This is a genomic window from Streptomyces sp. NRRL S-920 (assembly GCF_000717945.1).
GTDB lineage: Bacteria > Actinomycetota > Actinomycetes > Streptomycetales > Streptomycetaceae > Streptomyces > Streptomyces alboniger.
The window spans coordinates 101,458-126,996 of the sequence record NZ_JODF01000018.1; the positions used below are offsets into that span (position 1 = coordinate 101,458).

Consider the following 25,539-nt stretch of genomic DNA (forward strand, 5'->3'; position numbering starts at 1 on the left):
GATCAGTGGCATAGGGGTCTTCCCTTAAGGGCAGGTTGGGGGTTCGGATGGAACCTCCGGCCTGCCTTCTCCGTTTACGGTGGAGGGGGCACCGCGGGAGCGGATCGGACCGGACTCGGAGAGGGGCGTCATGGAAGCCGTGGGCGTGATCGTGGCGCTGCTCGTCGTGCTGTTCCTGGTGCTGGGGGTGTATGCCACGGTGAAGGTCGTCAAGGCCGCCAAGCGGGGTGTGGACCGCACCATCTCGGAGGCCCGCCGCACGGTGGAGGACACCACCCTTCGCGCGAAGAGCTTCACCCAGGTCGGCGCCTCGGGTGAACTGGCCCAGCTGCGGCTGTCGTTGCGCACGTCGATGCGGGCCACGCAGGACGTCCTGAAGGCGGGCGCCGTCGAGGATGTCTCCCTGAAGGAGTCCCTCGGCCTGTTCGACCGGCTCAGCGCGCACGGGCACGAGCTGGACGGTGAGCTGCGGCGGCTGGAGCGTGACCCGGACAAGGCGGCCCTGGCCGAGCGGCTCCCCGAGCTGAGGGAGCGTACGGAACAGATCACCAAGGCGGCGGACTCGCTGCGGTGGTCGGCGCGCGACCGTGCCCACCGGTTCGCGGGCGACGACCTGGACTCGTTGAGCACGCAGATCGACATGGAGGCGGGCGCCCTGCGGCACTGGGCGACGGAGCCGCCCCCCGCGCGGGCCCCCGAAGCCTGGCCCGAGCCCGCCGCCGCGCAGCCCGGCAAGGACGCGGAGCAGACCTGGTCCGAGCCCGCACCGCAGGCGTCCCAGGAGCCCACGCGTCCGGCGATCACGCCGCCTTCGCAGACGCCCACGTATCCATGGGAGAAGAAGGCCAAGCCCGAGAGCACGACCTGAGCCGCCCATGACGCGGGGCACCTCCTCCCGGGGAAGGGGCGAGCAGGGGCCGGGCTGCCGCCCGGCGGCCCGGGCGGGTAGTGTCCAGCCCATGTCCCGCCATGTCGCGATCGTCACGGATTCCACGGCCTATCTGCCGCAGCGGACGATGGAGCGGCACGGCATCACCGCGGTGCCCCTGACCGTGGTCCTGGGAGACCAGGCGCTGGAGGAGGGCACCGAGATCTCGGCACGCTCCCTCGCCCTGGCGTTGCAGAAGCGGAAGCCGGTGACGACGTCCCGGCCCAGCCCCGAGGTCTTCGCCGAGACGTACAGGAAGGTGGCCGAGGCGGGCGCCACGGCCATCGTCTCGCTGCATCTGTCCGCCGAGTTCTCCGGTACGTACGACGCGGCGGTCCTCGCCGCGAAGGACGCTCCGGTGCCGGTGCGGGTGGTGGACACCGGCATGGTCGCGATGGCCCTCGGCTTCTGCGCCGTCGCGGCCGCGGAGGCCGCCGAGGCGGGCGATCCGGTGGAGGAGGTGGTGGCGGCCGCCGAGAAGCGCGCCGCGGGCACGTCCGCGTACTTCTACGTCGACACCCTCGACTATCTGCGCAGGGGCGGCCGTATCGGCGCCGCGCAGGCGCTGTTGGGCTCTGCGCTCGCCGTGAAGCCCCTCCTGAAGCTGGACGGCGGCCGCATCGACATGTTGGAGAAGGTGCGGACGGCGTCGAAGGCGATCGCCCGCCTGGAGGAGATCGTCGTCGAACGCGCCGGTACGGGCCGGGTTGACATCGCGGTTCATCATCTGGCGGCGCCGGACCGGGCGTCGGCCCTCGCGGACCGCCTGCGCGAGCGGCTGCCGGGGCTCGGGGAACTGCACGTCAGCGAGGTGGGCGCGGTGATCGGGGCGCACACCGGGCCGGGGTTGTTGGGGGTTGTGGTCTCGCCTCGGTGAGAACCGGCTCTGTCCCACGTGTGGGTGACGAAGTTATCCACAACTGCCGGGTAGTCCACGGGAATTGACCAAGATCAACATAATGTCGCGGCAGTGCCTAACGTCGTCGGCATGACCTCACTTCGATCACCTTCTCGGACAGTTTCCGCGACGAGCGGCCCTGGTCGCGCCCCCGCGTCCGACGGCCGCGCGCAGCGGCGTCACGCCCGCCGGGTCCGGCGCGGCCATGCCTCGGCGGAGGCGGTGCGGTTGCGCGCGGAGAGACTTTTCACCGAGCCACAACCCCCGCCTTCCTCACGCCCGTTGGACGTGGCGGCCGCGGATATGTCGCTGTTGCCGGGCAGCGGGGGCGGGGGCGGGGGTGTGGCGCGTCCGGCTCCGCCCGTGCCGGGGTGGGCCCGGCGGGAGGAGACCTGGGAAGGGGCTGCCGGGGAGGACCTGGAGGAGACGGAGGCGGCTTCGAAGGGGGCGGAGCGGGCCGGACCCTCGCGGCGGGAGCGGATGGGCCTTGCCGTACGGGAGCGGTTGCCGGTGTGGCTCCAGTCGCGGTGCGGGCTCGAACGGCGGGGCGTGGTCGCGCTCGTCGTGGTCCTCGCCGTCGCCGTGGTCTTCGCCGCGCAGCACTTCTGGGCGGGGCGGACGCGGCCCGTCGAGGCGCCGGACGTCGTGCGCTCGGCGGGCGCGGCCTCCGAGCACGGGGCGCGACCGGCTCCCTCGCCGGGGGCCCCGGCCGAGGCGGGGCGCACACCGGCGGGCGGGAGTGGTGCGGCCGGTGCGGTGACCGGTGCGGGTGGTGGCGCGATCGTCGTCGACGTCAGTGGGAAGGTCCGCCGTCCCGGCGTGCACCGGCTCCCCGCCGGGTCCCGGGTGGCCGACGCGCTGCGCGCCGCGGGCGGGGCCCGGCCCGGTACGGACATGGGCGGCCTCAACCGCGCGCGGTTCCTGATGGACGGTGAGCAGGTGGTGGTCGGAGAGCCGGCCGCGGCCACCGGTCCGGGCGGAGCCGGTGCCGCGGCGGGGTCGGGCCCGGTAGGAGCCGGGCCGGGGGCGGCCGCCACGGGCCCCGTCGGACTGAACACGGCGACCGCGGAGCAGCTCGACGAACTGCCGGGGGTCGGGCCCGTGTTGGCGCAGCACATCATCGACTACCGCACAGAGCACGGCGGTTTCCGCTCCGTCGAAGAGCTGCGCGAGGTCAACGGCATCGGCGACCGACGCTTCGCCGATCTCCAGGATCTTGTACGGCCATGACGCCGCGATCTGGGAGCGGAGGCACGCGTGCGGCGGTCCACGTCTCATCGGGCCACCGCCTCGGCGCCTCGCACCCACGGCAGGAGGGGCCGGTCGATCTCCGCCTGGTGCCACCCGCGTTAGCGGCGTGGCTGGCGGCGGCGCTCATGCTGGACGCGCCGCCACGGTGGGTGGTCGCCACGGTGGTGGTCTGTGTGGCGGTGGCGGGCGCGTTGCTGATCACGTGGACGACTGGGATCGGGGTCGGGCCCGCGCCCCCGGGCGGGACTCCGGGTGGGCGGCGGGGGTGGTCGCCGCGCGGGCGGGGCGCCGGTCGGCGGTATGCCCGGGCGCGGTTGTCGGTGGCCGCGACCCTGTTCTGCGCCGCCGCCTCCGCGGGCTCCGCGGCCTTGCACGGGGCGGATCTGCACCGGGGCCCGATCCCCGCCCTGGCGAGCGAATTCGCCGAGGTGGAGGCGGAGCTGGAGGTCACGTCCGACCCTCGGCGCGTGCGGCCCCGCGTCGCGAGCGCCCACGCGATGCCGCCCACTGTCGTCCTGGACGCCGACGTTGTCCGTGTCACGCAGGCGGACGGCACGGTGGCGGTGACACGGGCACCGGTGCTGGTCGTGGTGCGGGGAGAGGCCTCGGGGCCCGCGAAGCCGCCGTACCTGCCGGGTGGCCGGGGAGCGGAGGTGAGGGCGCCGGGCGACCGGCCGGCGGGTGTTGGTCACCCCGGCGACCCCTGGCTCACGCTGCTGCCCTCCACGCGGCTACGGGCGCAAGGGAGGTTGGCTCCGCCGTTGCCGGAGGGGAACAGGACCGCGGCCGTGTTCAGGGTGTCGGGCGAGCAGGCGCCCAGGGTGGTCGGGGCGCCGTCCGGGGCACAGCGGCTCGCCGGGGAGTTGCGGAGCGGGCTGCGCGAGGCCACGGAAGACCTGTCGGCCGACGCCCGCGCGCTGCTGCCGGGACTGGTGGTCGGGGACACCTCACGGCTGCCCACCGAGCTTGAGCAGGCGTTCAAGGACACCGACCTGACGCACTTGCTCGCCGTCAGCGGCGCGAATCTCACGATCGTCCTCGTGCTGCTCATCGGACCGCCCGGCACGGCACAGCGGGTCGAACGACGCGGCCTCGCGCCGAAGTTGGGCATCCCACTACGCACGACCGCGCTGCTGGGCGGGCTGCTCACCCTCGGCTTCGTCATCGTCTGCCGCCCGGACCCGAGCGTGCTGAGGGCCGCGGCCTGCGGACTGATCGCACTCCTCGCCATCGCCACCGGCAGACGCAGATCGCTGATCCCGGCGCTGGCCGCCGCTGTGCTGCTGCTCGTCCTGTACGACCCGTGGCTGGCCCGTAGCTACGGCTTCTTGCTCTCCGTACTCGCCACCGGAGCCCTGCTCACCCTGGCGCCACGCTGGAGTGCGGCGCTACGCCGACGCGGGATGCCGCCGCGGTGTGCCGACGCGCTGGCCGCCGCGGCCGCGGCGCAGGCGGTGTGCGCGCCCGTCGTCGCCGTCCTCGCCGCCCGGGTGAGCCTGGTAGCGGTGCCGTGCAATCTGCTCGCGGAGTTCGCGGTCGCGCCCGCCACCGTGCTCGGCTTCGCCGCGCTGGCCTCGGCGCCGGTGGCGATGCCGGTCGCCGAGGCACTGGCGTGGGGCGCGAGTTGGCCCACCGAGTGGATCGCGGAGATCGCCCGCACCGGCGCGGTGCTGCCCGGCAGCGGCATCGACTGGCCGGGCGGTTGGCGCGGCGGCCTGCTGCTCGCGCTCGCCACTGTGGTGCTCGTCCTGGCAGGCCGGGGACTCGCGCGGCGTCCGTGGCTCGCCGGGGCCTGCGCCCTGCTGCTCCTCCTGGCGATCGTCCAGCCGCCGCCCCTCACCCGGGTGATCGCGGGCTGGCCGCCGCCGGGGTGGCGCATGGTGATGTGCGACGTGGGCCAGGGCGACGCCACGGTGCTGGCGGCGGGGGAGGGCACGGGGGTGGTCGTCGACGCGGGGCCCGACCCGGTGGCGGCCGATCGGTGCCTTCGCTCGCTCGGCATCACCCGGGTGCCGCTGGTGCTGCTCACGCACTTCCACGCCGACCATGTCGCGGGGCTGCCGGGAGTGCTCCGGGGGCGCGAGGTGGGGGTGATCCAGACGACGGGGTTCCAGGAGCCACCGGAGCAGGCGGAGTTCGTGAGGGAGCAAGCGGCTGCCGAGAAGGTCCCGGTGACCCGGGCCGTGGCGGGCGAGCGGCGGCGCGCGGGAGCCCTGGACTGGCAGGTCCTGTGGCCCCCGGCGGGCCCGGCGCCGCCACCCGAGGGACCGAACGACGCGAGCGTCACGCTGCTCGTGCGCACCGCGGGACTGAGTCTGCTGCTCCTCGGGGACCTGGAGCCGCCCGGCCAGCGTGCCCTGCTGCGCAGCCCGGCCGCCGCGTCGCTCGCCTCCGTGGATGTCCTCAAAGTGGCCCATCACGGTTCGGCCCACCAGGATCCGGAGCTGCTGCGCAGGGCGGCGCCGAGGCTGGCGCTGATCTCCTGCGGCGCGGACAACTCGTACGGCCACCCCGCGCCTGTCACGGTCGCGGCCCTGCGGGCGGGAGGGGCCCAGGTGCTGCGCACGGACGTGGACGGCTCGGTCGCGGTGGTGGCTTCCGGCGCGCGGGCGTCGCCCCGGCTGGAAGCGGCCACGCGGCCGCCCTAGCCGAGGCGGGCTGATCCGAGCCATGGCGCCCCGGGCTGATCCGAACCATGGCGCCCCGGGCTGATCCGAGCTGTGGTGCCCTGCGCCGCTACCGCCGGGAACACCGTTTGACCTGGTAAAACGAGAAGGGAGGGGCTACCAATTCGGGCTACTCGCGACACTTCCAGCGCATCGTCAGCATTCCCGTGATGTACGGCCGTGTTGCATCGAATGCCGCAACGGTGATCGAATGCCTCTTCGTTGCAGTTTGCAGGTGTTGTCAAGGAACGCGGGGGTGTGTCGCGCGTGATCGGCCGTTGGCTGGGAAACCGTACGAATCGGGTGGGACGGACGGGACCCATGTCGGCGTTCACGGTTCCGCCGAACGCGGGGGTGCTCAGCTGCCGGGTGCTCGACCCCGTCAACGAGCCCGTGCGGAACGCGGAATTCGCCGTCAGTGACGCGATGGGCCGCAAGGTGGTCGGTGGCGGGACGGATCCCTACGGGTCGTTCGTCACCACCGTTCCGGCGGGGGACTACCGGCTCATGGTCTCGGCGGAAGGGTTCACTCCGTACCGGGCGAGTGCCACGGTCGGCGAGGAGGCTCATGCCTCGCTCGGCGATGTGACGCTCCAGGTCGCCCAGCCCCCGGCGCTTCCCGAGCCCGGCGACTGGGAGGTCGACCCCCTGCACTCCTCCGTGGGCTTCACCGCAAGACACATCGGTCTCGCCCGGATCCACGGCCGGTTCAACAGCTTCGCGGGCGCTATCCGGATGGGGGAGCGCATGGAGGACTCCGCGATGCACGTCGTCATCGACGCGGCCTCCATCGACACGGGGGTGCAGATGCGCGACGACCATCTGCGCTCCGGTGACTTCCTCGATGTGGGGCGGTTCCCGACGATGGAGTTCTACAGCGACCGTTTCGTGCACAAGGGCGGCAGCCGTTGGGCCATATCCGGCGGTCTGACGCTGCACGGCGTGACGCGCACGGTCACCTTGGACACCGAGTATCTCGGGGTCGGTCAGGGGCTGGAGGGCGAGACCCGCGTGGCCTGCCGCGCCACCACCGAACTGCACCGCGACGACTTCACGATCACCTGGCAGACGATGCTGGCGCGCGGTATCGCCGCTGTCGGGCACAGCATCACGATCGACCTCGACATCCAGGTCATCCCCAAGGCTTAGGGCGTCCTCGGGCCTAGGGATTCCCAAGGCCTAGGGGGCCTCCAGCCAGCCCTCGTGCTCGGCGGCCAGTTCGTCGAGCGCGGCGCGGTCCAGGCGGGACTCGGGGTCCTCGACCACGACCAGCCACTGGGCGTCCTCGGCGTCGTCCTCACCGGCCAACGCGTCCCGGACGAGCTGGGGTTCCTCGGCGACGCCGAACCGGTCGGGGAGTTCTTCGGCGACTTCCTCCGCGGCATCGCGGTCGGGCAGCACCAGGACATGTCGTACGTCGTTCACCGGTCCATTCTCCGATACCGGGACCGGCGTCCGGCAACGGCGTCCGGGACCGGCTGTCAGTGGCGCGTGGGATGCTTGACCGCGATGGCCAGGAAGACAGCTCACGACGATCCGCTCGCTCCCCTCACGCTCGCCGTGGGGCAGGAGGACCTGCTCCTCGACCGTGCCGTGCAGGAGGTGGTGGCGGCCGCCCGTGCCTCCGACGCGGACACGGATGTGCGCGACCTCACCCCCGACCAGTTGCAGCCCGGCACGCTCGCCGAGCTGACCAGCCCCTCGCTCTTCGCCGAGCGCAAGGTCGTCATCGTGCGGAACGCGCAGGATCTGCCCGCCGACACGGTCAAGGACGTGAAGGGGTATCTCGGGGCGCCCGTCGAGGAGATCACCCTCGTCCTGCTGCACGCGGGCGGCGCCAAGGGCAAGGGGCTGCTCGACGCCGCGCGCAAGGCGGGTGCGCGCGAGGTCGCCTGTCCCAAGATGACCAAGCCCGCGGACCGGCTCGCGTTCGTGCGGAGCGAGTTCCGGGTGCTGGGGCGTTCGGCGACCCCTGAGGCGTGCCAGGCCCTGGTCGACTCGATCGGCAGCGATCTGCGTGAGCTGGCCTCCGCGGTGTCGCAGCTGGTGGCGGACGTGGAGGGCACGATCGACGAGGCTGTCGTCGGGCGGTACTACACGGGCCGGGCGGAGGCCTCCAGCTTCACGGTCGCCGACCGGGCGGTGGAGGGGCGGGCCGCCGAGGCGCTGGAAGCGTTGCGCTGGTCGCTGTCGACCGGGGTCGCTCCCGTCATGATCACCAGTGCCCTCGCGCAGGGCGTGCGCGCCATTGGCAAGCTCTCCTCCGCGCGGGGTGGGCGTCCGGCCGATCTCGCTCGGGAGCTGGGTATGCCGCCCTGGAAGATCGACCGGGTGCGTCAGCAGATGCGGGGGTGGACCCCGGATGGGGTGGCTTCGGCGATTGCGGCTGTCGCGGCGGCCGATGCGGGGGTCAAGGGCGGGGGCGATGATCCCGAGTACGCCTTGGAGAAGGCGGTCGTCGCCGTTGCGCGGGCGGCTCGGGCCGGACGCCGCTGACGCCCTTGCCGGGCCGGGGGGCCTAGTCGTCTGCGGGGGGCTCCGCTCGGCTCGGGGCCGGGCGCGCTGTTCCCGGCACCCGTCCGTGCGGGTAGTCCGTGGCTTGTCGCGCAGTTCCCCGCGCCCCTGACGGGGCACTCCTCGGGCACTCCTGCCGCGCCCGCAATCCCCGCAGGCCAGCCACAGACCCCAGGTGACAGGCCCACGTGATAGAGCCCCAGACACAGCAATGCCCCCGGAGTGGGCCGGGGGCACTGTCGCAGCGTGGCGTACTGCGTGGTCTGTCCGCGATTCGAGGTAGAGGGCTCGAATTACCCTCGCGGGAGGATTGATCAGCTCCCCGGCGTACTAGCCGGGGTAAAGGCTTCAGCCCTTGAGAGACGCGGCCTTCGTCGCAAGCGCCGACTTCTTGTTGGCGGCCTGGTTCTTGTGGATGACACCCTTGGAGACGGCCTTGTCGAGCTGGCGCGTGGCCTCACGGGTCAGCTCGGCGGCCTTCTGGGCGTCACCGGCGGCAACGGCCTCGCGGGCCTTGCGGATCGCGGTCTTCAGGGAAGACTTGACCGCCTTGTTGCGCTGACGCGCCTTCTCGTTGGTCTTGATCCGCTTGATCTGGGACTTGATGTTCGCCACGAAAGAGCCTTCTCAGGTTCAGGTACAGATGAGTGTGATGACACGCGTCTCGACGCTTGAGAGGGCTACGAGACACAGCTGCCCACGGTACCAGCCACCATCGGACCGGCCCAAACCGAGCGCAGTGCGCCACCCATGGGACGATGGAAGCTACGTATAGATCCGACCCGAGGCTACAGGCGCCTCAAGAGACAGGACCCTGCGTGCCCGCGACCCCTAACAATGTGCCCGAGCCGAGCCGTACCGACCCGGCTCTGATCCGCAATTTCTGCATCATCGCGCACATCGACCACGGCAAGTCCACGCTCGCCGACCGCATGCTCCAGCTCACCGGGGTGGTGGAGCAGCGGCAGATGCGTGCTCAGTACCTCGACCGCATGGACATCGAGCGCGAGCGCGGCATCACGATCAAGTCCCAGGCGGTGCGTCTGCCCTGGGCCCCGAACGAGGGCCCGGACCAGGGCAGTACCCACATCCTCAACATGATCGACACCCCGGGCCACGTGGACTTCACGTATGAAGTCTCACGTTCGCTCGCGGCCTGCGAGGGCACGGTCCTCTTGGTCGACGCGGCCCAGGGCATCGAGGCGCAGACTCTCGCCAACCTGTACCTGGCGATGGAGAACGACCTCAAGATCATTCCGGTCCTCAACAAGATCGACCTGCCGGCGGCCCAGCCGGAGAAGTTCTCCGAGGAGCTGGCCAACCTCATCGGCTGCGACCCCGCCGACGTCCTGAAGGTCTCCGCGAAGACCGGCATGGGTGTCGAGGCGCTGCTCGACAAGGTCGTCGCCGAGATCCCGCCGCCGGTCGGCGTCGCCGACGCCCCCGCGCGCGCGATGATCTTCGACTCGGTCTACGACTCCTACCGCGGCGTCGTGACGTACGTACGAGTGGTCGACGGTCAGCTCAACAAGCGTGAGCGGATCCGGATGATGTCCACCGGGGCCACGCACGAGCTGCTGGAGATCGGTGTGTCGTCCCCCGAGATGACCCCGGCCGACGGCATCGGCGTCGGCGAGGTGGGCTACATCATCACCGGCGTGAAGGACGTCCGTCAGTCCAAGGTCGGTGACACGATCACCTCCCTGCACAAGGGCGCCACCGAGGCCCTCGGCGGTTACAAGGACCCGAAGCCGATGGTGTTCTCGGGTCTGTATCCGCTGGACGGCTCGGAGTACCCGGACCTGCGCGAGGCCCTCGACAAGCTCCAGCTCAACGACGCCGCGCTGGTGTACGAGCCGGAGACCTCGGCCGCGCTCGGCTTCGGCTTCCGCGTCGGCTTCCTCGGGCTGCTGCACCTGGACGTGATCCGGGAGCGTCTGGAACGCGAGTTCGGGCTCGACCTGATCGCCACCGCCCCCAACGTGGTCTACCGCGTGATCATGGAGGACGGCACCGAGCACACGGTCACCAACCCGAGTGAATTCCCCGAGGGGAAGATCGACGAGGTCTACGAGCCCGTCGTACGCGCCACGATCCTCGCGCCCAGCGAGTTCATCGGCTCGATCATGGAGCTGTGCCAGAACCGGCGCGGCGTCATGCTCGGCATGGACTACCTCTCCGAGGACCGCGTCGAGATCCGCTACACCCTGCCGCTCGCCGAGATCGTCTTCGACTTCTTCGACCAGCTGAAGTCGAAGACCCGCGGGTACGCCTCGCTGGACTACGAGCCCACGGGCGAGCAGTCGGCCCAGCTCGTCAAGGTCGACATCCTGCTGCACGGCGACAAGGTCGACGCCTTCTCGGCGGTCACGCACAAGGACCAGGCGTACGCGTACGGCGTGCGGCTCGTCGCCAAGCTGCGTGAGCTGATCCCGCGGCAGGCCTTCGAGGTGCCGGTGCAGGCCGCGATCGGCTCCCGGGTCATCGCCCGCGAGACCATCCGCGCCATCCGCAAGGACGTCCTCGCCAAGTGCTACGGCGGTGACATCTCCCGTAAGCGCAAGCTCCTGGAGAAGCAGAAGGAGGGCAAGAAGCGGATGAAGATGGTCGGCTCCGTCGAGGTGCCGCAGGAGGCCTTCATCGCGGTGCTCTCCAGCGACGACAGCGGTCCGGGCAAGGCGAAGAAGTAGCCCTCCGTGAAGAGGTAGCCTCCCCGGTCGCGGCTCTGCCGCTGCCACACGGGCCCGGTGCGTACGACGCGCCGGGCCCGTTCGTGTGAGCGTCCGGGGGATTTCGGTGTCCGGAGGAAGTGAGGGGTAGCTGCCCCTTACGCGCCGGGCGTCGGCGCTCTACTCTGATCTCCACCCGCAGGTTACTCGCAAGTTAAACAAGTGGCCGACAGGGCAGCAGCAGACGTAAGAAGCAGAGCCGCCGCCAGCCAGATCGCCGCACCGTCGTGGGCCCGGAGGATGTCGTGAGCGACACACAGACCTTGATCGAGAACCGTCCGCCCTCGGTGGCGCATCTCTTCCTGGAGCGCGTGGCGGCCACGCCGGACGGCGAGGCCTACCGTTACCCGGTCCCGGCCCCGTCCGGCGAGGGCCCCGACGTCTGGAAGGCGCTCAGCTGGTCGCAGGCCGCCGACCGCGTCTTCGCCATCGCCGCGGGCCTCATCGGGCTGGGGCTGCGCCCCGAGGACCGGGTGGCCCTGGCCAGCTCCACGCGCGTCGAGTGGATCCTGGCCGACCTCGGCATCATGTGCGCGGGCGCGGCCACCACGACCGTCTACCCGCAGACCAACGCCGAGGAGTCCGCGTACATCCTCGCCGACTCCGGCAGCCGGGTGCTGATCGCCGAGAACGCGGCCCAGCTCGCCAAGGCGCGCGAGAAGCGGGCCGAGCTGCCCGAGCTGCGGCACGTCGTCGTGATCGACCCCGAGGGCGTGAGCGGCGGCGAGGGCGACCCGGAGGGCTGGGTGCTCACGCTCGCCGAGCTGGAGGTCCGGGGCGCCGCCCATCTGGAGAAGAACCCCGAGGCCGTCAAGGAGCGGGTCGCGGCGATCTCCAAGGAGCAGCTCGCCACGATCATCTACACCTCCGGCACCACGGGCCGCCCCAAGGGCGTGCGTCTGCCGCAGGACAACTGGTCGTACATGGCGAAGGCCATCGCCGCGACCGGCCTCCTCGGCCCCGACGACGTGCAGTACCTGTGGCTGCCGCTCGCGCACGTCTTCGGCAAGGTGCTGACCTCCGGGCAGATCGAGCTGGGGCACGTCACCGCCGTCGACGGCCGCGTGGACAAGATCATCGAGAATCTGCCGGTGGTGCAGCCGACGTACATGGCCTCCGTGCCCCGCATCTTCGAGAAGGTCTACAACGGCGTCGCCGCCAAGGCCAGGGCCGCCGGTGGGGCCAAGTACAAGATCTTCCTGTGGGCCGCGGACGTCGCCCGCGAGTACGCGAAGGTCAGCCAGGACAACTTCCGCAGGACCGGCAACGCCTCGGTGCCCTTCGGGCTGCGGGCCAAGCACAAGGTCGCCGACTCGCTCGTCTACTCCAAGCTGCGTGAGGCCTTCGGCGGGCGGCTGCGCGCCGCCGTCTCCGGATCGGCGGCGCTCGCGCCCGACATCGGATACTTCTTCGCGGGCGCCGGCATCCACGTCCTGGAGGGGTACGGCCTCACCGAGACCTCCGCGGCCTCCTTCGTGAACCCCGGCGAGGCCTACCGCACCGGCACCGTCGGCAAGCCGCTGCCCGGCACCGAGGTGCGCATCGCCGACGACGGCGAGATCCTGCTGCGCGGCCCCGGCATCATGGAGGGCTACCACGGCCTTCCGGAGAAGACGGCCGAGGTCCTGGAGTCCGACGGGTGGTTCCACACCGGTGACATCGGCGAGCTGTCCGTCGACGGCTACCTGCGGATCACCGACCGCAAGAAGGACCTCATTAAGACCTCCGGCGGCAAGTACGTCGCGCCGGCCGAGGTCGAGGGTCAGTTCAAGGCCGTGTGTCCGTACGTCTCCAACATCCTGGTGCACGGCGCCGACAAGAACTTCTGCACCGCGCTGATCTCCCTCGACGAGCCCGCGATCCTGGCCTGGGCCGAGGAGAACGGCCTGGGCGGCAAGTCCTACGCCGAGGTCTGCGCGGCCCCCGCCACGGTCGAGCTGGTCGAGGGCTATGTGAAGCAGCTCAACGAAGGCCTCCAGCGCTGGCAGACCATCAAGAAGTTCCGCCTCCTGCCGCGCGACCTGGACGTCGAGCACGGCGAGCTGACGCCCAGCCTGAAGCTGAAGCGCCCGGTCGTCGAACGGCAGTACAAGCACCTGATCGACGAGATGTACGCGGGCTCACGCGAGGCCTGAGGCCCGCCCGTCCCGCCGGACACGCCCTGGGCGAGCCCTGGGCCGGCCCAGAGCTGGCCCAGGGCTCGCCCACAGCTAGTGGCCGCGTCCGTGGCGCATCTCCTGTACCAGCTTCTCCATGTGCGTCACATGGTGGCGCAGCTCCAGGACGTCCTTGAGGCTGCTCGCCGCCATGTGCGCCTCGATCGCGGACAGGCGCGCGGCCAGCTCGTCGAACTGGAGCTGCTCGCGGGCCAGTATCCGCTCCAGCTGGCGGTTCTTGCGGTGCAGTTCCAGGAAGACCGTGACCTTGGCGCGCAGCACCCAGGGGTCGAACGGCTTGGTGAGGAAGTCCGCGGCGCCCGTCGCATAGCCCCGGAAGGCGTATCCGGCGTCGTGGTCGGTGCCCGTCAGGAAGATGATGGGCACGTCCTTGGTCTGGTCGAGGCGTTTGATGTTCGCCGCGGTCTCGAAGCCGTCCATGCCCGGCATCCGGACATCCAGGAGGATCACGGCGAACCGCTGCCGCAGGATCGCCTTCATCGCCTCCTCTCCCGAACGAGCCCGCACCAGCGGCTCGTTCAGGGACCCGAGGACTGCTTCGAGGGCCATCAGATTGTCCTCCATGTCGTCGACAAGGAGGATGCTCGCTCGGTGGTCGGTCAGGGGCTCTGCGCTCATAGCAAGGGTGCCTCAATCGGTGGCCGGCGAAGCGGTGCTCTCTCCTGGAGAGCCGGCCTGCTCCGGGGCGAGGGTGGCCGGACCGGGGGGCACGGACTGTTCGTCGGTGGTCGCGCTCTCCGGATCCAGCAGGGTGCAGACGACACCGAGGAGCTGATCCACGTCCACGGGCTTGGGGACGTAGTCGGTGGCGCCCTGGGAGATGGCCTTCTCGCGGTCTCCCGGCATGGCCTTCGCGGTGAGGGCCACGATGGGCAGGCCCCGCCAGCGGGGACTGCGGCGGATGGCGGCCATGGTCTCGTAGCCGTCCATCTCCGGCATCATGATGTCCATCAGGACGATGTCGACGTCGGGGTTGCGCTCCAGGGTCTCGATGCCCTCGCGGCCGTTCTCCGCGTACAGGACGGGCATGCCGACGCGGCTCAGTACGTGGGTGAGCGCGAAGACGTTGCGGATGTCGTCGTCGACGATGAGCACCCGGCGGCCCGGCAGTAAGCGGCCCGCGCGGCCCTCCTTCCACTCCTCCAGCTTGGTGGGGGTGGGCCAGCTGTCGTCGGGTTCGAGGCTGGTGTGCGGCCGCTGCGCGGCGTGCTCCTGCGGCTCCGGCAGGTGCTGGATGTGGGACGCGGCGTACGCGACGGCGGCCGCGCCGTGGCCCGGGTGCACCACGGGCACGTACAGCGAGAAGGTGGAGCCCTGACCGGGGTTGCTCTCGGCGGTGATGCGGCCGCCGAGCAGGCCCGCGATCTCCCGGCTGATGGAGAGGCCGAGGCCGGTGCCGCCGTACTTGCGGTTGGTGGTGCCGTCGGCCTGCTGGAACGCCTCGAAGATCACCGGCAGTTGCTCGGCGGGGATGCCGATGCCGGTGTCGCTGACGGCGAAGCAGAGGAGGTCGTCGTTGTCGTGGAGCAGCCGGTCGCCCGCGGTGTTGGTGACGCGGCTGACCCGCAGTTCGACCCGGCCCGCCGAGGTGAACTTGACCGCGTTCGACAGGAGGTTGCGCAGGATCTGCTGGAGGCGCTGCTCGTCCGAGAACATCTCGCGCGGGACGTCCTCGCCGACCGAGACGTCGAAGGCCAGGCCCCGGTCCAGCGTGAGCGGGCGGAACGTCGCGTGGACGTAGTCGAGGACCTTGATCAACGGGAGCTTCTTCGGGCGTACGTCCATCCGGCCGGCCTCGATCTTCGACAGGTCCAGGATGTCGTTGATCAGCTGGAGGAGGTCGGAGCCCGAGCGGTGGATCGTCGTCGCGAACTGCACCTCCTGGTCGGAGAGGTGTCCGTCCGGGTTGTCGGAGAGCAGCCGGGCCAGGATCAGCAGGGAGTTGAGCGGCGTACGCAGCTCGTGCGACATGTTCGCCAGGAACTCCGACTTGTACTGGGAGCTGGTGGCGAGCAGCGCCGCCTTCTCCTCCAGTTCGGCGTTGGAGCGGCGCAGCTCGGCCTGCTGGCGCTGGAGTTCGTCCGAGCGCTCCTGGAGCTGGGTGGCCAGGCGCTGGGACTCGCCGAGGAGGGACTCCGTACGGGAGTTGGCGATGATGGTGTTGATCGCGACGCCGATGGTGTTCACGAACTGGTCGAAGAAGGCCAGGTGGACGTCGGAGAAGCGGGAGAACGTGGCCAGCTCGATCACGCCGAGCAGCTTGTCCTCGAAGAGGATCGGGATGATCACCACGGTGGCGGGGGCCGCGTCGCCGAGCCCCGAGTGGATCTTGATGTAGTCCGGCGGGACGTTCTCCACGAGGATGCGCTTCTTCTCCAGCGCCGCCTGGCGCACCAGCCCCTGCGCGGGCATCCCCCCGGTGTCGATCACCGAGTCCTGCGCCGCGCCGTACCCCGCGATGAAGGCGAGGCCCTTCGCCGTCACCTGGGTGGGCGCCGGGCTCTCCGCGGTGTCGGGGTCCGCCAGGAAGAAGGCGCCGTACTGGGCGTTCACCAGCGGGGTCAGCTCGCGCAGGATCAGATCGGCGACCTCCATCAGATCGCGGTGGCCCTGCATCAGGCCCGCGAGGCGGGCGAGGTTGGACTCCAGCCAGTCCTTGGCGCGGGTGGTCTCGCGGAGGTTGGAGACCATGAGGTTGATGTTGTCCTTGAGGTCCGTGACCTCGCCGCGCGTCTCGACGGTGATGGCACGGGTCATGTCGCCCTGGGCCACGGCGGAGGCGACCTCGGCGATCGCGCGGACCTGGGTGGTGAGGTTCAGCGCCAGCTCGTTCACGTTCGTCGTCAGGCGCTTCCAGGTGCCGTAGACCCCCTCGACCCGGGCCTGCCCGCCCAGCTGGCCCTCGGAGCCGACCTCCCGGGCCACGCGCGTGACCTCGGAGGAGAACGACGAGAGCGTGTCCACCATGGTGTTGATGGTGGTCTTCAGCTCCAGGATCTCGCCGCGCGCGTCCACGTCGATCTTCTTGGAGAGGTCGCCCTGGGCGACGGCGGTGGCGACCTGCGCGATGTTGCGGACCTGGCCCGTGAGGTTGTCCGCCATGTAGTTGACGTTGTCGGTGAGGTCCTTCCACACGCCCGAGACGCCCAGGACCTGCGCGCGGCCGCCGAGCCGCCCGTCCGTGCCGACCTCGCGGGCCACGCGCGTCACCTCGTCGGCGAAGGCGCGCAGCTGCTCCACCATCGTGTTGACGGTGTCCTTCAGCTCCAGGATCTCGCCGCGCGCGGTGACCGTGATCATCTTGGAGAGGTCGCCGTTGGCGACGGCGGTGGTGACCTGGGCGATGTTGCGGACCTGGGAGGTGAGGTTCGACGCCATGAAGTTGACGTTGTCGGTGAGGTCCTTCTGTTGATCGTCGACTTCAGCTCCAGGATCTCGCCCTTCGCCTCCACCGTGATCTTCTTGCCGAGGTCGCCCTGGGCGACGGCCGTCGACACGAGCGCGATGTTCCGCACCTGGGAGGTGAGGTTGTCGGCCATGAAGTTGACGTTGTCGGTGAGGTCCTTCCATACGCCGGACACGCCCCGCACCTGGGCCCGCCCGCCCAGATTGCCTTCCGTGCCGACCTCACGGGCGACGCGGGTGACCTCGTCGGCGAAGGCGGAGAGCTGGTCGACCATCGTGTTCACCGTCGACTTCAGCTCCAGGATCTCGCCCCGGGCGTCGACGGTGATCTTCTGGCTCAGGTCGCCGTTGGCGACGGCGGTGGTGACCTGGGCGATGTTGCGGACCTGGGAGGTGAGGTTCGACGCCATGAAGTTGACGTTGTCGGTGAGGTCCTTCGGCGGACAACTGCTCGACCATGGTGTTCACGGTCAGTTTCAGCTCCAGCAGCTCGCCGGTCGCCTCCACCGTCACCGTGCGCGTCAGGTCGCCCTGCGCCACCGCCGTGGTCACCAGGGCGATGTCCCGGACCTGGGCGGTCAGCCGGGACGCCATCGTGTTGACGGCCTCCGTCACATCACGCCAACTGCCCGAAAGGCCCCGCACCTTGGCGCGCCCGCCGAGCCGCCCCTCCGTTCCCACCTCGCGGGCGACGCGCGTGACCTCGCCGGTGAAGAGGGAGAGCTGGTCGACCATCGTATTGACGGCACGGCCCAGGCGGCGCAGATCGCCCCGCAGTTCACGGCTGCCGTCGTGCAGGTCGACGCGCTGGGTGAGGTCGCCGCCCGCCACCGCGTTGAGCACCCGCGTGGCGTTGGCGGCCGGGGCCACCAGGGAGTCGAGCAGGGAGTTGGCCTCCTGGATGCGGGCGGCCCATCTGCCCTGCCCCGGACTGGGGGTGAACCGTTCGTCCAGGCGGCCGTGCCGGATGATCTCCCGGCGGACGCGGATCAGTTCACCGTCGAAGTGGAGCGAGCGGTCGAGCATTTCGTTGAAGACCGCGTACAGCTCGGCGGTGACGCCCTCGCCGGCCGGCGCCACCTTCGTGAAGTCCCCGTCCCGCGCGGCGCGCATGGCGGCCAGCAAGGTGCGCAGATCGTGGTCGGTGGCCGGGGCGGGCCCGGCCGCCCCGGCGGAGGGCGGGGGTGGCGCCGGGGCCGGGATCCGGCCGGGTCCGAGCGCGGGCGTAGCACTGTTCTCACTCATAGCGGGCCCACTTCGGTGACTCGGCGCTTATGGGCGCGGTCAGTCTGTCACCCTGTCGGTGTCGCCTGAGGCGTATTCGCCCGAACTGCTCAGGAGCCGTACCGTGGGGTTCTTTCCCGTGCAAGGGGAGGCCGAATTCCGTGCCCCCGCCAAGGACCCGGGAGGCCCCGGGCCACCGGCGGTAGCGCGTACGTCGTTGCCCGGAAACCCCCAGGCGCCGGCCGACGCACGCCAGTTCGTGCGCGTGGCCCTCGCCGACTGGTCCGGTCTTGGCGTCCCCGTGGCGGCCGGTCTCACCGCCCGCGTCAGCGACGACGCCGTGCTGCTGGTCAGCGAGCTGGTCACCAACGCCGTCGTGCACGCGGGTACGGACGTCGAACTGCTGTGCCGCCTCGACGAGGCCGGGCCGGGCGAGGACACGGACGCCCTCGTCATCGAGGTCTCCGACCACCACCCCTCCCGCGCCGTGCGCGGCGAGCCGAAGCCGCTGCCCAGCGGCACCCCCGAGTACGGCCGGGGGCTGCAACTCGTCGCGACCCTCTCCGAGTCCTGGGGCATCACCTACCGCACGGGCACCAAGACCGTCTGGGCCCGGCTGCCCGTCGAGGGCGTCCGGGCCGGCCACGAGCCGGATCCGTACGCGAGCGAGCAGACGCTCCAGCGCGGGCTGTGTGCCGCCGAGATCCTCGCGCCGCTGCCCAAGCGGGTCACCCACGACATGGAGTGGGTCAACCGCGGCGCGCTCAGCTTCCTCGCGGAGGCGTCCGACCTGCTCGCCGGGCAGTTCGACGAGGACCTGGTGGCCGCCCTCGCCGGACAGCTGCTCGTGCCGCGGCTCGCCGACTGGTGCGCGGTCTGGCTCGACGACGCCTCCGAGGGCCCCTCCCGCACCGTCCCCGGCGCACCGGGCGCCCGGCTCGCCCGCGTCTGGCACACCAGCGAGCACCGCATGGAGGAGCTGCGCCGCGTCCTGGAGAAGGACCCGCCCCTACTGCCCGAAGCGCTGGGCTCGGGCGCCTGCCCCGTCCCCTGGCCCGGCGATACGTCGGCGGGCGGGACGTCCGGCACGGCACTCGCGTACCGCCTGACCGCGGGCGGCCGCACGCTCGGCACGCTGCTGATCGGCCGGGTCGGCCTTGTCCGCTTCCCCGACGAGGTCACCGGCCTCATCGAGGACTTCAGCCGCCGCGTCGCCCTCGCCGTCAGCACGGCCCGCCGCTACCAGCGCCAGGCCAACATCAGCCAGATCCTCCAGCGCGGGCTGCTGCCCAGCAAGGTCGCGCAGATCCCCGGCGTCCAGAGCGCTCTCGTGTACGAGCCGCGGGACAAGGGCGGGCCCGGCGGCGACTTCTACGACGTGTTCCAGGCGGGCGACGGGCGCTGGTGCTTCGCGCTCGGCGACGTCCAGGGCAAGGGGCCCGAGGCCGCCGTCGTCATCGGCCTCGCCCGGCCCTGGCTGCGGCTGCTCGCCCGCGAGGGCTACCAGGTCGCGGAGGTCCTCGACCGCCTCAACCAACTGCTCCTCGACGACGCGACCGAGGCGGCGGACGCGGCGGCCGCGGTCGTCGCCGTCGCGGGTGGCCGGGGCGTGCCGTCCGACGGGGCCACCTCCCGCTTCCTCTCCCTCCTCTACGGCGAGCTGATCCCGTACGAAGGGGGCGTGCGCTGCACCATCGCGTGCGCCGGGCATCCGCTGCCGCTGCTCCTGTCGCCGGAGGGTGAGGTGCGGGCGGCGGCGTCCCCGCAGATGCTGCTCGGGGTCGTCGACGACGAGACGTACACGAGCGAGAGCTTCGACCTGCGGACCGGCGACACGCTGCTGTGCGTCACGGACGGCGTGACCGAGCGGCGCGCGGGGCGTCTCCAGTTCGACGACGGCGAGGGCCTGGCACGCGCCTTCGCGGACTGCGCGGGGCTCGACGCGGGGCTCGTGGCGGAGCGGATCCGTCGGCTCGTACATGAGTTCTCGGAGCGGCCGCCGGATGACGATATGGCGTTGCTGGTGCTTCAGGCGGAGTAGTCGCTGGTGCTTTAGGCGGGCTGGTCGCTGGTGGTTCGGGCGGGCTGGTGGGGGGTGTTCCGTGCTGGGTCGGGTGGGGGTTGTTCCCTGCCGGCCAGGTAGCGCTTGTTCCGTGGCGGGCTGGGTGGGGCTTGTTCCGTGGCGGTTCGGGCGGGCTGGTTCCGTGGCGGCTCGGGTGGGGCGTGTCTCGTGCCGGGCTGGGTGGGGGGTGGCCCGTGGTGCGGGACAATCGACGTATGCCTTCCGCACTGCCCGATGGTGAGCCCATGCCCGAGGACGGCGCGCTGCCCGCGTCCGCCCTGGAGGGCGCGGCCTCCCGCCCCCTCGGCTTCTACCTGCACGTTCCGTACTGCGCCACGCGCTGCGGCTACTGCGACTTCAACACCTACACCGCGACCGAGCTGCGCGGCTCCGGCGGTGTGCTCGCCTCGCGCGACAACTACGCGGACACCCTCGTCGACGAGGTGCGCCTCGCCCGCAAGGTCCTCGGCGACGACCCGCGGCCCGTGCGGACCGTGTTCGTCGGGGGCGGTACGCCGACGCTGCTGGCCGCGGGCGATCTCGTACGCATGCTGGCGGCCGTCCGGGACGAGTTCGGGCTCGCGGACGACGCGGAGATCACGACCGAGGCGAACCCGGAGTCGGTCGACACGGCGTATCTGAGCGAGCTGCGCGAAGGAGGCTTCAACCGGGTCTCCTTCGGCATGCAGAGCGCGCGACAGCACGTGCTGAAGGTGCTCGAACGTACGCATACGCCGGGCCGGCCCGAGGCGTGCGTCGCCGAGGCGCGGGCGGCGGGCTTCGACCATGTCAACCTCGACCTGATCTACGGCACGCCGGGGGAGACGGACGAGGACTGGCGGGCCTCGCTGGACGCGGCGATCGGGGCCGGTCCCGACCACGTCAGCGCGTACGCCCTGATCGTGGAGGAGGGTACGCAGCTGGCGCGGCGGATCCGGCGCGGCGAGGTCCCGATGACGGACGACGACGTCCACGCGGACCGGTATCTGATCGCGGACGAGGTGCTGGGGGCCGCGGGCTTCGAGTGGTACGAGGTCTCCAACTGGGCCACCTCCGAGGCGGGCCGGTGCCTGCACAACGAGCTGTACTGGCGGGGCGCCGACTGGTGGGGGGCCGGGCCCGGGGCGCACAGCCACGCCGGGGGCGTGCGCTGGTGGAACGTGAAACACCCCGGGGCGTACGCGTCGGCCCTCGCGGCGGGGCGGTCGCCCGGGGCCGGGCGGGAGGTGCTGTCCGCGGAGGACCGCAGGGTCGAGCGGATCCTGCTGGAGCTGCGGCTGCGCGAGGGCTGCCCGCTTTCCCTCCTCAAGGAGGCGGGGCTCTCGGCTGCGCGCCGGGCGCTGGCGGAGGGGCTGCTGGAGCCCGGGCCCTACGAGGGCGGGCGTGCGGTGCTTACGTTGCGGGGGCGCTTGTTGGCGGACGGGGTGGTACGGGACCTGGTCGACTGATGCCGGCGGGGCGCCTGAGGCTGCGGCGCGGGGGCTGCGGCTTTAGCTCCGCGCCTCCACCGCCTCTGCCCGTCGGGGGCGCCCGGCGCTCGCTCTCCCACCCGCCCGCTCGGTCTCTGGGTGGGCTCTGCGGGAGTGGTTGATGCGGGGTAAACGGGCGGGTGGGAGACGTCGTGAAAGTGCCCCGAGGCCCAGGGGCCAGGTCCCGCTACGGGAGCGTGACGAAATCGATCAGTTCCTCGACGCGGCCGAGAAGCGCCGGCTCCAGGTCCTTGTAGCTGCGCACCGAGCCCAGGACCCGCTGCCACGCCGCCCCCGTGTTCGACGGCCAGCCCAGCGCCTCGCACACGCCCGTCTTCCAGTCCCGCCCCCTCGGCACCCTGGGCCACGCCTCGATGCCGACCGAGGACGGCTTCACCGCCTCCCACACGTCGATGTAGGGGTGGCCGACCACCAAGGCGTGCGCGCCGGTGACCTGGGCCGCGATGCGGGACTCCTTGGAGCCGGGGACCAGGTGGTCCACCAGGACGCCGAGGCGCGCGTCGGGGCCCGGGGAGAACTCCGCGACGATCGCGGGCAGGTCGTCGATGCCCTCCAGGTATTCGACGACCACGCCCTCGATGCGCAGGTCGTCACCCCATACTCTCTCGACCAACTCCGCGTCGTGGCGGCCCTCCACGTAGATGCGGCCGGCCCGGGCGACCCTGGCCCGCGCCCCGGGGACGGCCACCGAGCCGGACGCGGTGCGAGAAGGACGTACGGGGGAAGCCGGAGCCGTCGAGGGGCGCACGAGCGTGACCGTCCTGCCCTCCAGGAGGAAACCCCGAGGCTCCATCGGGAAGACCCGGTGCTTGCCGAAGCGGTCCTCCAGCGTCACCGTCGGGCCCTGCGCCGTCTTCTCGCAGCGGATCACCGCCCCGCAGAAACCCGTGCTCAGCTCCTCCACCACGAGGCCGGCCTCCGCCGCCACCTCCGGTACGGGCTTCGGCTTCTTCCACGGCGGCGTGAGATCAGCGGAGTACATACGGCGCTGCGGGCCCAAAGGGCCCTCGGCGGGGTGGCGGCGGGAGACGGGTGGGCGCATTCCGCCGACGATAGGAAGAAGGCGCGGACCGCCCGCTACGACACGCCGAAACGAGCCGCCAGTGTGGCGCGTTGCGCACGGACAAAAGCCGCGTCCACCACCGCGCCGTGCCCCGGCACGTACCGCGCGTCCTCCCCGCCCAGGCCGAGGAGCCGGTCCAGCGCCGCCGGCCACTGCGAGGGCACCGCGTCCGGACCGGCCTGCGGTTGACCCGACTCCTCGACCAGGTCGCCGCAGAAGACGATCTCCCGCCCGCCGTCGCCGCCGGGCACCAGGACCACCAGGTCGTGGCCCGTATGGCCGGGGCCCACGTTCGCGAGGAGGACCTGCACGCCGCCGCCGAGGTCGAGCGTCCACTCGCCGGACACCAGGTGGCGCGGGTGGATGAGGAGGTCCGCCGCCTCCGCCGCGGCCCGGGGGTCCGCGCCGTGCCGCACCGCGTCCGCCCGCAGCTCGTCGGCGCCCCTGGCGAACACCGTGTCGATGCCCACCGCGCCGTACACCTCCACCCCCGCGAAGGCCGCGGCCCCGAGGACGTGGTCGAAGTGCGGGTGCGTCAACGCGAGATGTGTCACGCGGCGGCCCCCGCCGAGGATCTCCCCGGCCCGCGTCCGCAGCGCCGCGCCCTCCGCCAGGCTCGACCCCGCCTCGATCATCAGAGCGGCGTCGTCGCCGACGACGAGCCCCGCCGTGCAGTCCCACACCGGCAGGCGGCACCGGCCCACCCGCGGCGCGAGCCGTTCCCAGCCCGCGGCTTCCCATGCCGGTTCCACATCCATACGGTGACGCTAGCCGCTGCGGTGCGCCTCGGCACGGCCGGTCGGGCGGGCCCGGACGGCTCGATGGGGTTCGGTGGCGTCCGGCCTTGCCGGGGCCGTACCCGACGGCCGTACACTGACCTTTTGACAGGCTGGCACTCACCCGCGTTGAGTGCCAGGCAGGGGACCACCGCGACGGATGACGGCTGGAGGTGTGCGCGATGCTCAGTGAACGCAGGCTCGAAGTGCTGCGCGCCATCGTCCACGACTATGTCGGGACGGAGGAGCCGGTCGGCTCCAAGGCGCTCACCGAGCGGCACAGTCTCGGCGTCTCCCCGGCCACGGTGCGCAACGACATGGCGGCGCTGGAGGAGGAGGGGTTCATCGCCCAGCCCCACACCAGCGCCGGGCGCATCCCGACGGACAAGGGCTACCGCCTCTTCGTCGACAAGCTCGCGGGCGTCAAGCCGATGACCGCGCCCGAGCGCCGCGCCATCCAGAACTTCCTCGACGGCGCCGTCGACCTCGACGACGTGGTGGGGCGCACGGTCCGGCTGCTCGCGCAGCTGACCCGGCAGGTCGCCGTCGTGCAGTACCCGTCGCTCACGCGGTCGACGGTGCGGCACGTGGAACTGCTCTCGCTCGCTCCGGCCCGGCTGATGCTCGTACTGATCACGGACACGGGCCGGGTCGAGCAGCGCATGATCGACTGTCCGGCGCCCTTCGGTGAGACGTCGCTCGCGGACCTGCGGGCGCGGCTCAACAGCAGGGTCGCGGGCCGCCGCTTCGCGGACGTGCCGCAGCTGGTGCAGGACCTGCCCGAGAGCTTCGAGACCGAGGACCGCGGTACGGTCGCGACGGTCCTCTCCACCCTCCTCGAAACACTCGTCGAGGAGACCGAGGAGCGGCTGATGATCGGCGGGACCGCCAATCTCACCCGCTTCGGACATGACTTTCCCCTCACGATCCGGCCCGTTCTCGAAGCCCTTGAGGAGCAGGTCGTGCTCCTCAAGTTGCTTGGTGAGGTGCAGGATTCGGGCATGGCCGTACGGATCGGTCATGAGAACGCCCATGAGGGCCTCAGCTCCACCTCCGTGGTCTCGGTCGGCTACGGTTCGGGGAGCGAGGCAGTCGCGAAACTAGGCGTGGTCGGACCGACCCGCATGGACTATCCGGGAACGATGGGAGCAGTACGCGCAGTGGCACGTTACGTCGGACAGATCCTGGCGGAGTCGTAAGTGGCCACGGACTACTACGCCGTACTCGGCGTGCGCCGCGACGCTTCCCAGGACGAGATCAAGAAGGCCTTCCGGAGGCTGGCGCGTGAGCTTCACCCGGATGTGAATCCGGACCCGAAGACTCAGGAGCGCTTCAAGGAGATCAACGCCGCGTACGAGGTGTTGTCGGACCCGCAGAAGAAGCAGGTCTACGACCTCGGCGGCGACCCCCTGTCCCAGGCGGGCGGCGGAGGCGCGGGCGGCTTCGGCGCCGGTGGCTTCGGCAACTTCTCCGACATCATGGACGCGTTCTTCGGGACGGCGTCGCAGCGCGGACCGCGCTCGCGCACGCGTCGCGGACAGGACGCCATGATCCGGCTGGAGATCGACCTCGACGAGGCCGCCTTCGGGACCACCAAGGACATCCAGGTCGACACCGCCGTGGTGTGTACGACCTGTAGCGGTGAGGGTGCCGCGCCGGGCACGTCCGCTCAGACGTGTGACATGTGCCGCGGCCGCGGTGAGGTGTCGCAGGTCACGCGGTCCTTCCTCGGCCAGGTCATGACCTCGCGGCCGTGCCCGCAGTGCCAGGGGTTCGGCACGGTCGTGCCGACGCCGTGCCCGGAGTGCGCCGGTGACGGCCGCGTCCGCTCGCGCCGGACGCTGACGGTGAAGATCCCCGCCGGTGTGGACAACGGCACGCGGATCCAGCTCGCGGGCGAGGGCGAGGTCGGGCCCGGTGGCGGGCCCGCCGGTGACCTCTACGTCGAGATCCACGAGCTGCCGCACGACGTCTTCCAGCGGCGCGGCGACGACCTGCACTGCACGGTCACCATCCCGATGACGGCGGCGGCGCTCGGCACGAAGGTGCCGCTGAAGACGCTCGACGGCATGGAGGAGGTCGACATCCGCCCCGGCACCCAGTCCGGGCAGTCGATCCCGCTGCACGGGCGTGGCATCACGCATCTGCGGGGCGGTGGGCGCGGTGACCTCATCGTGCACGTCGAGGTGCTCACGCCGACGAAGCTCGATCCCGAGCAGGAGCGGGTGCTGCGGGAGCTTGCGCAGCTGCGGGGCGAGGAGCGGCCTACGGGGCAGTTTCAGCCGGGGCAGCAGGGGCTTTTCTCTCGGCTGAAGGATGCGTTTAACGGGCGGTAGCGCCTTGGGCGGTGTCGCTC

At 71.3% G+C, this 25,539-nt stretch carries 17 protein-coding genes and 1 pseudogene; 12 read left to right on the top strand and 6 right to left on the bottom strand.

The window, feature by feature from the left end:
• The first annotated feature begins 130 nt into the window (after window positions 1-130).
• The 5 genes from IG54_RS0115810 (at window position 131) to IG54_RS0115830 (ending at window position 6,892) form a co-directional block, all read left to right on the top strand.
• Entirely contained in the window at window positions 131-868 is a 738-nt protein-coding gene (locus IG54_RS0115810) for a hypothetical protein (RefSeq protein WP_030783428.1), read from the top strand.
• A gap of 91 nt (window positions 869-959) precedes the next feature.
• Window positions 960-1,805, top strand: a complete 846-nt coding sequence (locus IG54_RS0115815) for a DegV family protein (protein ID WP_030783431.1) — start codon at window positions 960-962, stop codon at window positions 1,803-1,805.
• 111 nt (window positions 1,806-1,916) lie between these two features.
• Window positions 1,917-3,056: a ComEA family DNA-binding protein gene (locus tag IG54_RS0115820; RefSeq protein WP_078594156.1), complete on the top strand. Its 1,140-nt coding sequence runs from the start codon at window positions 1,917-1,919 to the stop codon at window positions 3,054-3,056.
• A complete protein-coding gene (locus tag IG54_RS0115825; protein ID WP_051819531.1) occupies window positions 3,053-5,725 on the top strand; it encodes a ComEC/Rec2 family competence protein in 2,673 nt (890 codons plus the stop codon). Before IG54_RS0115820 ends, IG54_RS0115825 begins: the two co-directional genes overlap by 4 nt.
• 285 nt (window positions 5,726-6,010) lie before the next feature.
• The gene (locus tag IG54_RS0115830; protein ID WP_030783440.1) at window positions 6,011-6,892 is read left to right on the top strand and encodes a YceI family protein; all 882 of its coding nucleotides are present in this window, start codon (window positions 6,011-6,013) and stop codon (window positions 6,890-6,892) included.
• A 30-nt stretch (window positions 6,893-6,922) separates the two neighbouring features.
• On the opposite strand, the gene IG54_RS0115835 is transcribed toward IG54_RS0115830, so the two are convergent.
• Entirely contained in the window at window positions 6,923-7,168 is a 246-nt protein-coding gene (locus tag IG54_RS0115835; protein ID WP_030783443.1) for a hypothetical protein, read from the bottom strand.
• An 84-nt stretch (window positions 7,169-7,252) separates the two neighbouring features.
• On the opposite strand from IG54_RS0115835, the gene holA reads away from it, so the two are divergent.
• Window positions 7,253-8,239 carry a DNA polymerase III subunit delta gene (holA, locus tag IG54_RS0115840; RefSeq protein ID WP_030783446.1) on the top strand — a complete coding sequence of 329 codons (987 nt, stop codon included), beginning with the start codon at window positions 7,253-7,255 and terminating at the stop codon, window positions 8,237-8,239.
• A 366-nt stretch (window positions 8,240-8,605) separates the two neighbouring features.
• Here holA and rpsT read toward each other — a convergent pair whose 3' ends face one another.
• Window positions 8,606-8,872 carry a 30S ribosomal protein S20 gene (gene rpsT, locus IG54_RS0115845; RefSeq protein WP_030783448.1) on the bottom strand — a complete coding sequence of 89 codons (267 nt, stop codon included), beginning with the start codon at window positions 8,870-8,872 and terminating at the stop codon, window positions 8,606-8,608.
• Window positions 8,873-9,075: 203 nt separating this feature from the next.
• Between rpsT and lepA the strand changes: the two genes are divergently transcribed.
• Together lepA and IG54_RS0115855 are read left to right on the top strand one after the other, a co-directional pair.
• The gene (lepA, locus tag IG54_RS0115850) at window positions 9,076-10,947 is read left to right on the top strand and encodes a translation elongation factor 4 (RefSeq protein ID WP_030783452.1); all 1,872 of its coding nucleotides are present in this window, start codon (window positions 9,076-9,078) and stop codon (window positions 10,945-10,947) included.
• 284 nt (window positions 10,948-11,231) lie between these two features.
• Window positions 11,232-13,121, top strand: coding sequence for an AMP-dependent synthetase/ligase (locus IG54_RS0115855; RefSeq protein WP_030783454.1), 1,890 nt, complete (start codon window positions 11,232-11,234; stop codon window positions 13,119-13,121).
• Window positions 13,122-13,196: 75 nt separating this feature from the next.
• Here the strand turns inward: IG54_RS0115855 and IG54_RS0115860 are convergent, their stop codons facing one another.
• Both IG54_RS0115860 and IG54_RS37985 read right to left on the bottom strand, forming a co-directional pair.
• Window positions 13,197-13,781: a response regulator gene (locus tag IG54_RS0115860; RefSeq protein ID WP_030783457.1), complete on the bottom strand. Its 585-nt coding sequence runs from the start codon at window positions 13,779-13,781 to the stop codon at window positions 13,197-13,199.
• A gap of 12 nt (window positions 13,782-13,793) precedes the next feature.
• Window positions 13,794-17,681: pseudogene (locus IG54_RS37985) on the bottom strand (HAMP domain-containing protein).
• Between the two features lie 235 nt (window positions 17,682-17,916).
• Here IG54_RS37985 and IG54_RS0115870 point away from each other — a divergent pair.
• The gene (locus IG54_RS0115870; protein WP_199809543.1) at window positions 17,917-19,833 is read left to right on the top strand and encodes a SpoIIE family protein phosphatase; all 1,917 of its coding nucleotides are present in this window, start codon (window positions 17,917-17,919) and stop codon (window positions 19,831-19,833) included.
• 236 nt (window positions 19,834-20,069) lie between these two features.
• A complete protein-coding gene (hemW, locus tag IG54_RS0115875; protein ID WP_030783463.1) occupies window positions 20,070-21,302 on the top strand; it encodes a radical SAM family heme chaperone HemW in 1,233 nt (410 codons plus the stop codon).
• Between the two features lie 208 nt (window positions 21,303-21,510).
• Here the strand turns inward: hemW and IG54_RS0115880 are convergent, their stop codons facing one another.
• Together IG54_RS0115880 and IG54_RS0115885 are read right to left on the bottom strand one after the other, a co-directional pair.
• Window positions 21,511-22,386, bottom strand: a complete 876-nt coding sequence (locus IG54_RS0115880) for a DUF3097 domain-containing protein (RefSeq protein WP_051819532.1) — start codon at window positions 22,384-22,386, stop codon at window positions 21,511-21,513.
• Between the two features lie 35 nt (window positions 22,387-22,421).
• Window positions 22,422-23,165, bottom strand: a complete 744-nt coding sequence (locus IG54_RS0115885) for an MBL fold metallo-hydrolase (protein WP_030783469.1) — start codon at window positions 23,163-23,165, stop codon at window positions 22,422-22,424.
• A gap of 200 nt (window positions 23,166-23,365) precedes the next feature.
• Between IG54_RS0115885 and hrcA the strand changes: the two genes are divergently transcribed.
• Both hrcA and dnaJ read left to right on the top strand, forming a co-directional pair.
• A complete protein-coding gene (gene hrcA, locus IG54_RS0115890) occupies window positions 23,366-24,382 on the top strand; it encodes a heat-inducible transcriptional repressor HrcA (protein ID WP_030783472.1) in 1,017 nt (338 codons plus the stop codon).
• Entirely contained in the window at window positions 24,383-25,519 is a 1,137-nt protein-coding gene (gene dnaJ / locus IG54_RS0115895; protein WP_030783475.1) for a molecular chaperone DnaJ, read from the top strand.
• Window positions 25,520-25,539: the final 20 nt, after the last annotated feature.